This is a genomic window from Thalassotalea sediminis (assembly GCF_030295915.1).
Lineage (GTDB): Bacteria > Pseudomonadota > Gammaproteobacteria > Enterobacterales > Alteromonadaceae > Thalassotalea_C > Thalassotalea_C sediminis.
Genome location: NZ_AP027361.1, coordinates 270,991 through 285,960 on the forward strand (window position 1 = coordinate 270,991; position 14,970 = coordinate 285,960).

10 protein-coding genes and 1 rRNA gene are annotated in these 14,970 nt (G+C 35.9%); 3 read left to right on the forward strand and 8 right to left on the reverse strand.

Annotation, left to right across the window (positions count from 1 at the left end):
• Positions 1 to 106 precede the first annotated feature (106 nt).
• Positions 107 to 221, forward strand: a 5S ribosomal RNA gene (rrf, locus tag QUE09_RS01150).
• Between the two features lie 404 nt (positions 222 to 625).
• On the opposite strand, the gene QUE09_RS01155 is transcribed toward rrf, so the two are convergent.
• A complete protein-coding gene (locus tag QUE09_RS01155; protein ID WP_286234385.1) occupies positions 626 to 1,675 on the reverse strand; it encodes a hypothetical protein in 1,050 nt (349 codons plus the stop codon).
• Between the two features lie 164 nt (positions 1,676 to 1,839).
• On the opposite strand from QUE09_RS01155, the gene rluF reads away from it, so the two are divergent.
• Complete coding sequence (gene rluF / locus QUE09_RS01160) at positions 1,840 to 2,682, forward strand: 23S rRNA pseudouridine(2604) synthase RluF (RefSeq protein WP_434017246.1); 843 nt, start codon at positions 1,840 to 1,842, stop codon at positions 2,680 to 2,682.
• A gap of 35 nt (positions 2,683 to 2,717) precedes the next feature.
• Here the strand turns inward: rluF and QUE09_RS01165 are convergent, their stop codons facing one another.
• Entirely contained in the window at positions 2,718 to 4,601 is a 1,884-nt protein-coding gene (locus tag QUE09_RS01165) for an SUMF1/EgtB/PvdO family nonheme iron enzyme (protein ID WP_286234386.1), read from the reverse strand.
• A 344-nt stretch (positions 4,602 to 4,945) separates the two neighbouring features.
• Between QUE09_RS01165 and QUE09_RS01170 the strand changes: the two genes are divergently transcribed.
• Complete coding sequence (locus tag QUE09_RS01170; RefSeq protein ID WP_286234387.1) at positions 4,946 to 5,560, forward strand: FMN-binding negative transcriptional regulator; 615 nt, start codon at positions 4,946 to 4,948, stop codon at positions 5,558 to 5,560.
• On the opposite strand, the gene QUE09_RS01175 is transcribed toward QUE09_RS01170, so the two are convergent.
• The 6 genes from QUE09_RS01175 to QUE09_RS01200 form a co-directional block, all read right to left on the reverse strand.
• A complete protein-coding gene (locus QUE09_RS01175) occupies positions 5,557 to 6,447 on the reverse strand; it encodes a spermidine synthase (RefSeq protein ID WP_286234388.1) in 891 nt (296 codons plus the stop codon). The two genes, QUE09_RS01170 and QUE09_RS01175, sit on opposite strands and share 4 nt — an antisense overlap.
• Entirely contained in the window at positions 6,440 to 7,063 is a 624-nt protein-coding gene (locus tag QUE09_RS01180; RefSeq protein ID WP_286234389.1) for a fused MFS/spermidine synthase, read from the reverse strand. The genes QUE09_RS01175 and QUE09_RS01180 overlap by 8 nt, the downstream gene beginning before the upstream one ends.
• A 363-nt stretch (positions 7,064 to 7,426) precedes the next feature.
• Positions 7,427 to 9,529, reverse strand: a complete 2,103-nt coding sequence (locus QUE09_RS01185) for a winged helix-turn-helix domain-containing protein (protein ID WP_286234390.1) — start codon at positions 9,527 to 9,529, stop codon at positions 7,427 to 7,429.
• A gap of 544 nt (positions 9,530 to 10,073) precedes the next feature.
• Positions 10,074 to 10,250, reverse strand: a complete 177-nt coding sequence (locus QUE09_RS01190) for a hypothetical protein (protein ID WP_286234391.1) — start codon at positions 10,248 to 10,250, stop codon at positions 10,074 to 10,076.
• 245 nt (positions 10,251 to 10,495) lie between these two features.
• Entirely contained in the window at positions 10,496 to 12,643 is a 2,148-nt protein-coding gene (locus QUE09_RS01195) for a peptidase domain-containing ABC transporter (protein ID WP_286234392.1), read from the reverse strand.
• Between the two features lie 835 nt (positions 12,644 to 13,478).
• Positions 13,479 to 14,726, reverse strand: a complete 1,248-nt coding sequence (locus QUE09_RS01200; RefSeq protein ID WP_286234393.1) for an HlyD family secretion protein — start codon at positions 14,724 to 14,726, stop codon at positions 13,479 to 13,481.
• Positions 14,727 to 14,970: the final 244 nt, after the last annotated feature.

The following is a 14,970-nucleotide window of genomic DNA, read 5'->3' on the forward strand; positions in this document are numbered from 1 at the left end:
TGTATGATGTTTGACAAGTATATTCACGTACTGTGCATTGAATTAGAAAATATAGATATTAGATTTCCGAGATTGTGTTTACGAAAGTAGACGATAAAAGTTTATGCTTGATGACAATAGCATTGTAGAACCACCTGATCCCATGCCGAACTCAGTAGTGAAATGCAATAGCGCCGATGGTAGTGTGGGAGTTCCCATGTGAGAGTAGGACATCATCAAGCTTCTATTCCAAAGAAAGGCCGCCTGTTTAGGCGGCCTTTTTTATGTCAAAAATTCAGGAGTACTCTCACAGGAGTAGGGTAAAAAGGGTTGACTGACAACATGAACAGCTTCATGTTGGCCGCTTTTTACCGAATGAGCTCTGCGAGTTCGCGGGTCTGAATCAAGCTTCTAATAAAAGAAACCCGTAGCGAAAGCTGCGGGTTTTTTGCGTTCTAGGTGTTAAAAACTTTAAACTCAGAGTAACGTTAGCGCATTGTGATTCCATGCGAAAATATCTGTCACATAGGCTTAGCAGAGTAATAGATTAGCGTTGTTAATTTGGGGAACTGAGTCAAGCAGCTATTAAAAACCGCAGCAAGTTCTACGGTTTTTATTTTTGGTAGTAAACTCTGTCTTAAACGTTTTATGGGCAAGAGCCTAAAACTTGAATAAAGTGTCTATCCTTCAAGTGGAATGTCCATACACATTCTTTGCTATTAATGTGAAAACCACCTGTGTTAACTGGTATTCGATTCCATCCAATAGGTAAAGAGCCAGACCCTACGCTATCGGTATAATACGAAGCAACAGAAGCCGCGATGTATTTATTGAGCTCTTTGATAAGGCAATCATTAACGGATGTAAGACCGGTAGCTTTGAGCCTGTTTAATGGTACGCCATCAAGCTTTGTTTGCTCTTCATTGACCGTTAAGTGAATTGAACCATTTTTTAAGGTTAAATTATAAGCAGCTACATCATTGTTGGTATAAAAGTCACCTTTAGTTGGAGCAAACCGAGTAATAACGGTTTTAGTTATCGCATCAAATTGAAAGGTGCCGCCTATTGAAACGCCATTACTACTAACATTAAAATTAAGATTTTTTAATGTTAGTGCAGAGAGCCCAGCCGATAAATTAGAAAAACGTTGATCAAATTCCTGTGCGGCTTGGTTGTGCACTTGATCTAATATTGCCCCATCAGTAATTGCTTGTACTGTTTTTGCTGTTGGGCTATTGCTATTGCAATCGCCGCTTGAGGAACTTGCAGCAACTCGATTGTCAGAATTAGTTGCTTCTGCCGTATCATTTAATATCTCATAAGCATCGAGTGTGTTTGTCATTAAGTTAGCAACGTTTGCAGACACTTCAATGGATGTCACATATTTTTGTAACATGTATCTTGGGCTATTTTGATTGGTATGGCCTATTTCATAACCCGCTAACAGACTACTATTGGCATCAACAACAAGAACTTTGGTTGGGGTTGAATAACATGACTGTGCGCCAGGCGTTGAGGTATCATTACACTGCACCATAGGCTCATATTGATTGACAACAGCATAGGCACTATCTACGTTAATATTTTTATCAACATACGCTTTCCAATTATCAGCATGTGTTAAAAATGAAGTTAGTAAAAAGCTGGTACTACAAAAGAAACGCTTGGTATTACCATTCCACATTCCATGTGCCATGTTTTAGATTCCTATTATTTGAAATGACGCTAAAAGATATTAGCAGTAGATGCTATACAAATACTACAACAACTAACAATCTGTACGAATGTTTTATGTAAGTCGAATGTTATTTTTTATATTCTGCGATACAATATTAATGAAATACATTGCATGGAAAAATAGTGACAGTCACAGGTAAAAGACTCAATAAATACATCAGTGAATCAGGCTATTGTTCACGTAGAGAGGCTGATAAATTGATCGAGGCCAATCGAGTTACCATTAATGGTAAGGTACCGGAATTAGGCACGAAAGTATTACCTGGTGACATGGTTAAGGTCGACAATAAACTTGTAGGTGCAATGCCATCAAATAAGTCTGATCGTATTTATATCGCTTACAACAAACCTATAGGCATAACTTGTACAACAGAACGTAATGTAAAAGGCAATATAATAGATGCCATCGGACATAAAGAGCGTATATTCCCAATAGGACGCTTAGATAAGCCTTCTGAGGGGCTTATTTTTCTGACAAGTGATGGTGATATAGTTAATAAGATTTTACGTGCTGAAAATGCTCATGATAAAGAATATGTAGTTACTGTAGATAAACCTATCAGCGAACGCTTTATTGAAAGAATGTCACGAGGTGTGCCTATTCTCGGTACGATCACAAACCCTTGTAAAGTCACGCCTCAAAGTAAATTTGTGTTCAAGATAATATTAACACAAGGACTAAACAGGCAAATTCGTCGCATGTGTGAGTATCTAGGGTACGAGGTTACGAAATTAAGACGAAATCGTATTATGAGCGTCAAACTTGGTAATTTGAAACCAGGACAGTGGCGAGATCTTACTAAAGAAGAAATGGCAACGATCAATAATGCGTTAAAAGGATCTACAAAAACTGCAGGTAAGACGGAATCAGATGTGATTACGCATAAACAAAAAATTACTGTTAATGCTAAACCTAAACAAGCAAAGAAAAGTACTTTATCATTAAAAACAAAAAAGGAGCGTTAATCGCTCCTTTATCTAAATCAGCAAAGCTAACCTTATTAATTTTCTCGAAGTACTCTAAAACCAACGTAGTTAGAACGAAAGCCTGGGGCTAACTCTAGCCTTACAGATGTTCTTGCAAGCTTAGGTGCAAAGTTCCAGGCACCGCCTCTGGCAACAACTTTATCACCATTTGTAAGCTCCCAAACGTTCCCTACGGTATCGTAAAGACCCAGTCTATTTGGTCTAAAAGACTTAATAGGAGATGTACTTACATTTGACCATTTGCTTCCGCAATAGGCGCAATTTGCACGACCATTGCCAATGTCGTTACCCCACCAGTAGTTATCAACACTACCTGCGCGTGCTACGTATTCCCATTCTTTTTCAGTTGGTAAACGATATTTACGTTCGGTTTGTTTAGTTAGCCATGCTAAATAGGCTTTAGCATCTTTATCGCTAACACAAACTACAGGATGTTCGTCGTTTTGTTTAAAACCAGGGTTACGCCAGTTCAACACACTATTATATGCAGGTTTACCATCGATAAATGCAGCGCAGCCGTTTTCACTCTCTGCTTCAGTAACGTAATTTGTTGCTTTTACAAAGCGTTTAAAGTCGCCAACCGTAATTTGATGTTGAGCAATAGCGAACGACTTAAGTATTTCTTCGCCTCTGGCAGGCTTTTCATTGCTAAGGCCAGCACCTTTTAAATCACCCATTTGAAAACGACCAGCTGGAACACCAATAAGCTCTGGGCCTAACTCATCACCAGGTAAAATGTCTTGTACAGGTTCGCCGTTGGCAAAATTAATGGCAGATTTTACTAGCTCAGCTTTAACTGTTTTGTTCTTGTTTAAACGAACTTGTTCTTGGTAATCCATATACCCTGGTTTTGTGATCACAATGTCATGTAAACCAGAAGAAAGCATGACTGATAACTTTGTTGAGCCATAGCTTACGCCATCAATGAACACTTCATCGTCATATTGATCTGAACGTACAGTAAGTTCATACATGACACCTTCATCATTTAACGAAAGCTCATTGCCCGCCTGTTCATTCACAGGGGCTGTTTGAGCATGTTCCTTGTCGTAAGTACAATAACGGGTAGATAACTCAAGTAATTTACATGCTTCGGCATTTGGAAGTGAACCTTGCAGCTCCACCGTCACCGTTGTTGAATAATTACCTTGACCACTAAATTCACCAGATTCAACTTTATGGCTCAGCAAGCGCACCTGTGCAGCTGAATCATCTTTATTTTGGCTAATCGTAGTAGACTCTGTAGCACCTGCAAACAAACCATCAACAAACTCTTTTGACGCTTTTTGTTTAGCTAGTTGGTTGCTTCGGGTAATACATTGTTTTAGTGTTTCTTGTGCATCACAGGCTACTGATTGTGATGCTTGAATTTGGTCTTGTTTTTCGAATTCTTTTTGTAGTCGTTTAACACGTGCAATTCTAATTTCTTCTACAAGGGCTTCGCGTGCATTTGCTAGAGTAAATCGCTGAAGATTCGCTTCAGCTAACTGCTTTTTTAAACTAGCAATTAACGTGACTGTGCTTTTTATATCTTCTTTATTTTGTTTTTGATTTTGAATAGCTTGTCGATAGGCATTTTGTGCTTGCGCAATATCTTGTTCGGGATTGTCAATCAGAGCCTCATATTGCTCATTCATGTTAAGTAAAGCTAAAGCTCGTGCTTTCTTTAACTCGTCACCTCTGCCACGAAGTAGTGCTAATTTTTCTGTTTCGGCATTAAATTGTTCATTTAACGAGTTTAACGTGTTGATAAAAGCAGAATATTCAGCCTCTTTGTCACTCAGTTGAAGTTCTAAACTTTCTACCGAGTTGTAGCCCGAAGACACTGATTCAAAAGCGAATGTCTGAGAGCCAACTGAAATACAGCCAACCGTTAGTGCGAGTAAAGCCAAGCGCATGTTTATTTTTCCTGAACGATTTCGAATGTTAAGCCACAAATTAAACCTGCTATTAAAACATTTTTAACTTACGGAATTACTTCAATTTAATCATTGATATAATTCTAATAGCATCAATCATATTTGTTAAGAACTCAAAGCGCAAGTGATAATAAGTTAAACATCGGATTTGTCGGTTTGAAGTACAGCAGACAAGCGACTTCTATATTTGTAGCTTATATCAAGCAACAAAATCTATAGCTTTTTGTACTAATTATACGTTACAAAGACCAATATTCGCGTTAATAGTGCCAGCTGAGTGTTCAGCATACACTCGTATTAAACAGTCATGGAGTATTGAATTAGTGTACGTACCTAAAAACATGGAATTTCCTTCTGAAAGTTCCGTCATAGCGTTTATTGAGCAATATAGTTTTGCAACATTAGTGTCGCCAAACCTGCAAGCAACGAGGTTACCGTTGTTCTATGAAAAAGCGACACATTGTTTGTTTGGGCATTTTGCTCGCGCAAATGCTCATTGGAAAACGCTTACTGATGGTAATTGCCTCGCTATTTTTGATGGGCCGCATGATTACATTTCGCCAACGTGGTACGAAGGTAGTCCAAATGTGCCAACGTGGAATTACGCGAGTGTTCATGTACAGGGGAAAGCGACGCTACTTAACGCGCAAGAAACCGCTAATGCGCTAAATAAGCTGATGGAAAAGTACGAACCTTCATTACTCGATAACAGAGATATAGTCACGCCTGAGTATCAGCAAAAACTAGCAAAAGGTATTGTTGGCTTTAGTATTTCTATTAAAGATATTGACGCGAAAGCCAAACTTGGTCAGCACCGAAGTACTGAAGATCAACAAGGTGTGGCACATGCACTAGCATCATCAAAATCAATTGAGAGCCAAGCGCTTTATGCATTAATGCAGCAGTGGCAAATTGGCTTAGGTAATAGCTGTGCTTAATAGTTAAGTAAGTTCGCTGGAGAAAACTGATCTGTAAGCACTTTAGTATCACTTGACCAATCTTTGCCATCACGCGTTGAAGTGATGTAAGTAGCAATATCAATGATATTTACATCATAAGGTAATAACTTGCTATGGATTGCTTTGGCGCGACTTGAGATAAAGGCTTCGTTAGGTAAACCGTTTTTAGTGGTTAAGATAATTCGATTACTATTGTTGCGGTTACTAACGTTAAAAAAATCACCAAAAACTGCGTGGTAAGTAGCAGATTCATGTTCATACAATTTACTAATTGAAAAAGTATTTGCAGATAACACCCCTTTAGGTGTTAATAATTTTTTGGTCTCCTCTAAAAACTCTTTCGTCAATAAATGTTCAGGGATGTAATCACCATTAAAGGCATCTAAAATAATCCAATCATATTGTTGCTTCTTTAGACCTGCGCGCTTTATAAAAATACGGCCATCTGCAACTTTTGACGTTACATGCTCATTTTCAAAAAAACCAAAATAATGGCGTGCAACCTTTATCACCGCAGGGTCAATTTCAACATTCTCTATACGCGCATCAGGGTATAATTGATGTAGCGTGTTAGACATTGTGCCGCCACCCAAACCAATAATTAACACGCTTTCAGGTGCCTTCTCGAGCAACAATAAACTAGAAAATAGCAACTTTGTATAGTTAAAAACTAGCTTTTGTGGATCATTCTTAAAGATGCAGCTTTGGTTTGTTTTACTCGTTTTTACATTAAATTTTAAACAACGTAGGTCGTAGTTATCTTCAACTAAAATATCGCGATATAAAGAACGCTCTTGATGAACAACTTTAGCGTGCGTTTGAAACGCCAAAATCAAACAAAGAACTACACTAGCCAAACTACGCATGTTGAGAATCTTCCTGAAAATAAAAAACAATGGCAATAATACCGAGTAATACCAGTAAAAAACTATAGGCAAATATAATATTGTTTACTTCAAACCAAAGCACAAAGTAAAACGACGTCATTATGGTGCCTAAAGCACTACCGAGCGTTGACACAAAATACAACACCCCTGCAACTTGACCACTGCGCTCTTTATCAATAACTAATAAACGAACAGAATAGGGCGATATCATACCGAGTATAACGGTTGGTATAAAAAACAATGCCATTGACGCAAGCAAAGAACCATAGCGTGTATCTTCTACGTTAAGAAAAATGCTTTCCATTATATTTGGTGCCCATAAGGCAATTGGCAGAACCGTAATTCCTGCGATAAAAAAAATTGTGCCATAGCGCTTTAATGATGCATGACGTGTTGACAACTTGCCGCCAAGTAAATAGCCAAGGCTTAAACTCAACATAAAAACGGTAATAATACTGCCCCAAATATGCACACTGCTGCCGAAAAAGGGCGCAAGTATTCTGCCGCCTAATAGTTCGATGCCCATAATGGAGAAACCAGAAGAAAATGCGAGTGCGTACACTAACGGGTTATGAAGTTTTGAAGATACAGCCATGTAATAAAAAACGTTTATTTTTGTTGTGCAGAGAGACTACCGCATGTTGGGGTAGATTGCACTTAAGAGTTGGCTGATTAACTCGGCGCTTTAATGCGCCGATTTCTAACATTTATATTCTGGTCTTCTTTTTCTTTTTTTCAAAAGCGGATGTAGGGCTAAATATTTTCTGTACTAGGTGATTGTGTTTAAGCGCAACATCATTTAGAGGGGAGGCTATATGTAAGTGGAAACCAATAATATAAATAATACTCGTGCAAACCAAACTAGTATAAAAACGTTCCATGTTCTTCTCCAAAATAGTGAAATAGTTCACTTTCTAAAGTAGATAAAGTTCATATTAATTTATTGGAAAAACATTGTTTATTCTGAATTTGGTATTGTAAATTTCCCAATATAGGTGTTTTGCACGCTTAGTTCACTAAAATACAGCGTATTATTGTTTGAAGATAATAGCGTAAGGTATTTGTCAGGTAAATCTATCATAGTTTTGTTATTTGTTTCAAAGTTATAGGAGACTAGCTGTTTTGAACTGTTATCCCAAAAAAATAAAAAATTCCCATCAACTGACCAAGCGCCCGAGTCGGAAAAGTTAAACGTTGGAAGTAAAGGTTTCTTAGAAGTAATGCCATTTCCAATTAGTTTATACAAACCATTTTTACCCTGTTTGGTTACTAGATAGTGATTTTTACTACAATTTGCTTTTACAGAAGTAATATTTTTTTGTATTGACGTTATTTTAAAAGTATCAATTGCAAGGTTTATAAGATTCCATTGTCCACTTTGCTTTACTGTCATTAAGATAGCGTTTTCAGAATCACAGTTTTTAGTTATGCTCCTTATTTCGCCTTGATTAAACTTTAAGTTTTTTATATTACCAGTATAAAGATCTAAAGCTTTGTAGCTATTATTTAGTTTAAAAACAATTGTAGAGTTATTGTTGGTAATTAGTAGTTCCGAAATGTAGTTTTCAGGGCTATTAAAATACGTGACTTGCTTCAGAGAATTGGCTGATTGCTTCCATAATTCGTAGCTTCCAGATCTATTTGACACAAAATAGAGTTCATTAATCGAACCTTGCACTGAAACTGGACTATGATCTTTAAATGATGAATTGATTATGTTGTTTATAGGCGTAAACTCATTATTGATAATTTTTATTGAGCCAACATTTGATTTATAAGGATCACCTATAGAGATAAGAACCTCATTTTGAACCGTATATATTGGATCAGATAGTCTTTCATCATTTTGAAAAACTTTTGTAAAGTTTAAAGTGTTGGTATTTACAGTATATAAGGTATTAAACGCGTCATCTGTGAACACAAAGCTATCTTCAAAGTCACTCCAGCCTACTGAGTCAACCTCAAATTTTCTTTTCGTATAATCTAACTGCTCTCCGCTCTCAAGATTTAAAGTTAATGCTGAATGTGACATATCGTCATAATGTCTTATAAAAACTAATTTTGAATCGTTACTATTTAATGCAATATCATAGTCTCCATGAAGACTTGAAGGTGGATTAGTTAATACCTCTATTGCTTGAGTTTGTAGGTTGTATCTTTTTATTTTAGATGGCTCGTTTTTGTTTTGGTCGAGATAATATAACCAATACCCATCATTGGAAATTGCGATATGAGGGACGTCAAATATATTCCCGCAACTAATTACGGTTTTAGGTGGTGAAAATTCAAGGTTAGTTGATACATTGATTTTTTTTATAATACATTGATTGTTTATTTCAGCGGCGTAATATAACTCATAAGAGTCTTTGTTCCATACTGGTGTTCGAGTGTTTACTGAAGAGTTAATTGGCTTAGTATTTTTGGATGCGTTATTTTGGACGTGTACCTGTGAATTACTTTGCCAATCTTGCAGGCTTACGTATGCTAATAGTTTCCCATCTTTAGACAATGAGGGCTCAAACTCCCATCCTTCTTCATATGTTAAAGGTTCGATTTCAATATGGCTATTTTCAAGATTCTGTAGTGACTTTTGGGATTGGTCAATGGCAAACCAAACAAGGGCTAAAGATAGCACTATCAAACAAATAAAGACCAATTTTACTCTTGTAGCTATTGGTTTTTGTTGTTCTAAGGTGATTTTCTCTGGAAGTGTGATAGGGACATAAACAGCTTGACAGTTTAAGCTATAACCAAGCTTTGGGTGAGTCTTAATATAAGCTTGTTTATCGCTACTCAAAATTTTGCGTAAACGGGAAATTGTTGCATTTATTGTTCGGTCGTCTACAAATCTATCTTTCCAAACAAGTTTTACCAACTTTTCACGAGAAACAACAGTGCCTTGATGTTCAATTAAGCAACTAAGTAGTGCCGCGTGTTTTGATTCCAATGACTCAACTTTACTTTCTTTGTTTTCGGCGTTGTTTGCCGGCTCGAAAGTTAGCGTTTTTTTAGTAGGATCAAAGACCCAGTTTTTTATTTTTATTAAATGAAAATTTTCCACAGCTCAGCACTCTCTTCCCTTGATGCCCATCGAACTATAAAAATTATACAAATGTTCAATCTTGTTGATTTTTATAAATTAATTATTATCTTGCTAATTTGTATCAAAACATTTCAGACTTCATAATGCAAGTTGTGCACAATTGATGTGAGTGAGAAAAGAAGGCTATAAATAAGGCTTAATGCATTTATAATGAAATAAACTTAATGTAAAAACAATCAATAAAGCACATAAAACAATGAACCAAGAAAGGCGAGAGGTAATGATTAGTAAGAGTCCAAAACTTATCAGTAAGGCATGATAAATTTTAGTTGAGACTTTATCTGTGAAGAATAGATAACAACCTAAAAATGTACAATTTATAGCCACTAACATTAAGTTATAACGAAACTGTATAAAAATACTAAAAGCAAAAAGTGAGATCCCCATGCTTTTAGTTACAAATTGATAAATGTCACTTTTATTTTTTGAACTCATGATTGAACACTCTAGCCTAAATCGCCTTAATCATAGATATTTAATTAAAGCGATTTAACATGGCTATTTACAGATTAATCCTTTCAAGTGTTAGTCCATTAATAGGTGTCAGAGGGTTATAATACTCTGGCGTATCGTAATAGTTGAGTTGTTGCTTTTCGTCGGCTTTATGCGAATTATTTACGGTATCAGCATTTCCACCTTGAATAGAAATTAACGCTTTGTGTTCTTTTATATCTTTCATTTTTATATCCTTATAAATTTAACAGTTTAAAATTGTGTTTACTTTTCACATCCAACAACATTTATAGTGACTTTATATACTCGTTTGTATAAAGACACCAAGTGCTACTGGCATTAGAAAAATTAGTTTATTCGATTTATTTTGGACAAATCGATGTTGTCTAGTCGTTAGAATATTGATACCTCCATGGTCCTATTGAACATAATTATATGGGCTTATATCTTTAGTGAGTTAAAATTAAACAATTAACAACTGTGTAGTTGCTTCTCGGAGATATCTGCCAATTTCCCTTTATTTAGTAATAGCACTTTATTTGAATGCCTAATTGTTTCTGGTCTATGTGCAATGATTATTCGTGTCATCGATAGTTCGTCAATTTTTTCACAGATTTTGAATTCATTTTGAGTATCTAGATGACTTGTTGCTTCATCTAAAAATAAAATTCGTGGTGTTTTGTAAAGCGCTCTAGCAAGTAAAACTCTTTGTTGTTGTCCACCTGACAGGCTGGAACCCATATCGCCTACCAGCGTATTGTATCCCATTGTCATTTCGGTAATGTCCTTATGTATAGCGGCAGTTTTTGTACATTGTTGAATTTTTAGAAAGTTAGGTTCTGGATCAAAAAATGAAATGTTATCGGCGATGGAACCTGCCAATAAAGTATCGTCCTGCATTACTGCAGATACAAGCTTTCGATACTGCTTAAGCCCTATCTGTTTGATGTCTTTTCCATTAAACAAAACGCGCCCTGTGGTTGGTTGTAATAACCCCAGCATTATTTTTACGAGAGTTGATTTACCAGAACCTGAAGGGCCTGTAATAGCGATACAATCACCTGCTTCGACGTTAAATGAGATGTTATCCAATATTGGCTTTTCATCTTCGGAAAAACTGAAACTGATGTTTTCCAATGTTAGCTGACCTGAACCTTCGTTTAGTAGCTTAAAATTAGCATTTAATGTGTCTCGATTCTGTTCTACTTTAGTTAGAGCAATATCTGCAAGACGATCAAGATGCAAGCGCATCATTTTAAACTGAATTAACTGTTCAATAAGGTTTGTAACGCTTTGCGTTAATTGATTTTTATAGGCAATGAACGCTAGTACCATGCCAATAGATATTTCATTTCCCATAACCGCGGTTGCTGCAAAAAAGATAACTAATACATTCTCTAGCCCAAATAACGCCTTATTGATGCTATCAAAGCCAATTTTTAGTTTACCTAAGTGAATATCGGCATTGATAACCTCAGCATATCTATTCTGCCATATCCCCTGACGTTGGGCTTCATTGCCAAAAAGCTTTATGGTTTGTATCCCCCTTATATTTTCTAGAAAGTTACTTTGCTCTTTTGCCGAGTTTTGAATTGAATCTTCTGTTGCCCGATGTAGCGGTTGATACATGCCAATTCGAAGGCATGCATATAGCGCAATAGTACCAATTACAATGAGCGTTAAATGAATTGAATATAAGAACATCATGAGCAAAACAACGACTGACATGACACCGTCCACCGTAGTTTCTACTAATCCTGTAGTCATCCGTTCTCTAATATGATTTAAAGAAGAGAACCTCGAAACAATGTCACCTACATGACGAGTTTCAAAATAAGTCATCGGTAATCTTAACAGGTGGCGAAGCACATTTACGCCCATTTGTATATTTAACAAGCTTGATAAACGTAATATGAGCCAACTTCTAACAGAGTTGGTAATTACCGATACCATTACTAGTATAGAAAAACCCAATGCAAGAACGACGAGTAAGGCTTCGTCATAACTAACTAGCACTTCGTCGACAACCCATTGCATGTAATATGGAGTGGCTAAACTGAATAACTGCAGAAAAAAGGACAATATAAGCAATTTTACTAAAGCGGTTTTTAAGCCAGTAATGTTGCTCCATAGCTGTGAAATGCGCATTTTTTGTTGTTCTTTTCGTACTTCAAATTTAGATGTCGGAGAAAGTTCTAGCGCTATTCCGGTATAATGCTGACTAAATTCATCTAACGTGTATACTTGTTTTCCGCTAGCGGGATCGTTTATATAATATTTATGACCAGCCACTTTAGTAAGCACAACAAAGTGATTCATATCCCAATGTAAAATACAAGGTAGGGCAAGCTTAACTACGCTTTCTAAAGGGCACTGTAACGGTCGGCTCGCTAAACCTAAACTATCACCTAACTCGATAAGGTGTTGTAAATTCATTCCTTTTAGCGTTGCGGAAAACCTGTTACGCATCGCTGGCATATCTAATTGATGACCATAATAGGATGCGATCATTGCCATCGAAGCAAGTCCACATTCCGCAACTTCTGCTTGCAATATTAGCGGTACTCGTTTCTTCGAAGAGAATTCAAGAAGTGCAGGTGAGTTTGCTGTAATTTCCATTTACTTAATTCCTAATCATTTGATGTTATTGCTGATGGCTTTTAAATTAAATCCGAGTCGTTAAAAGTGACTTAATGCCATCGTAGTTAATCGGTGAAAAATCAATTTTAAAGGTTGGAGTGGAAAAGAAATAAAAGCTTTTAGATAACTTGTAATTAGTTATGCGCACACGATAAATACACAATAGTTGATCTATAGATAATTGTGCATTAGACATATGAATCATTTTTCCTGTTCTGGTATGTACAATAAATTCATCAAAGCTCACTCTAGAAAAGAGCAGTTTTTGCACTTTGTTATAAACAAGTAAAAAATCCAGGAAGCCAATTGTGAGCCAAATTCCTATACAGACAAAATAAGTGCTGGAAGGATGAAGTACACAGACTACTGTCAATATAAATAAACTATTTAATATATGATTTACTCGGTAGTGAACACTAAAATTCATCATGTGTAACAATCCTCTTCTATTGCTCTAATTAATTGAACAAAATACATGTAAAGTACCAATATAACGCTATAGAAAAGCCAGTATCCTTGGGTCATAAAGTCAGATAGCGACGTGAAAAAAAGAACAAAATAACAATAAGTGAGTGTTACACTTAACGTGAACAAATAAGCTGAGTTTCTTATGGTTGAATAGATAATAAACACACTACTAAGCATAATTAAAATCGCGCTGAAAAATAATAATACTGCTTCAGTATTCAGAACAATTGATAAGCCTGTAATCCCTTGAATTAATGCTAGTGTTGTTTTTAATGGGTAGGCCAATAGTTGTTGTTTAAGTTTTAATAATATTGGCAGGTTACTGATATTTTTTATTAACATGGTCTTATCTCAACTTATTTTTAACACTTAGGATTGGATCAATAAGCCATTCAAATAGTGTGCGGTTTTCTAGCACGATGTCTGCCTTAAACTTCATGCCACTTTTGAGCGGTAGCTTTTTTTCATAAGCTTCGATAAATTGCGTATTTAATTTAGCTTGCAGCCTATAAACAGGTTCGTTAATGCTAATGGGAAAATTGACATCTTGTTGAGTGATAAGAACATTGTCGATTCGTGTAACTTCCCCTTTTATATAGCCAAATTTTTGATGAGGAAATGCATCAAATCTCAAGAATGCAGTATCGCCCTGAGCTATAAACCCCGCAGATCTAGTTGGTAACATTAATTCAGCTATTAGAGAGGATTGCTGTGGTAGGATTGTTAGCAATGGTCTTATTTTACTTAGCGTTTCTCCTGGTAATACATGAATATCTGTAACCGTACCGTTTTGTGCAGCGGTTACTACGTAGCTAAAGTTACTTTTCATTTCCAATAGTTGATTGTTTAATGTTGATAGCTTTTGCTTTATAGCACGTTGTTTTGACTGGTATTCCTTTGAAAGTAATACAATTTGGTTTTGCAGTTGTGCACTTTTGAATTTCAAGTTAATTGTTGAGCTATTAAGTTGTTCTATTTCTTGAAGAGACATAAGTTGTTTTTCTTGGTGGTTCTGTATGTCTAGTTGTGAAATAAACCCTTTGTTGTATAGGTTGTTTAATTGTTTGGCTTGCTGATCTAATAGCGTAACTTTCTTATTAACGAGTTCTTTCTGTATGTTAGTTCCCGCAATTGAACCTTGAGTTAAGATTAATTGTTTTGTTAGCTTATCTCGGTTATTTTGTTCAAGTATGGGTAAATCTTTAAGTTCTAGCTTTAATAAATGAATTTGTTGACTCAATTCAGAGATCATTTTTTGATTAACATCTACCCCATTTTCCAGCGCTCGATTACTAATTACAGAAACCAAAGGTGTTCCCGCTTTAACTCGTTGACCCGCTGATACAAATACTTCTTTTACTGTACCCAAACTTTTTGAATAGCTTTTGATAATTCCTTTATCGGGCCTTAAAAAGCCTATTATGGTTTCCTTTCTTGTATAATGTGCATTAAACAAAAACAGCAATGTTGATAAAGTAATAATCGTTATTGTGATTACGGTTATTTTTAGCGAGAGGGGTTGTGCTAAAGAAATCGTACCTTTGAGCTTTTGTCCTTGCGCATCGACGGCTTGTTTTCTAAATAATTGTGACACCTAGTTACCCTATAAATTTTACAGCTGAATTGTTAACAGCCAAGATGAAATGAACTTAGGGAGAGATTTCTATTTGAGCAAGTCATGCAACTTACGAACTTTATTGGTTTGTCGGTATCTATTTGATATATATAACTATAGTTGGTTGTTGTATTATTGTTGTAAATTTATTGTTTAACTAAATAATCAAAATATAACTATTTTTGGAGTACTTTATCGAAGTTACTAAAACAAATTAATGGTG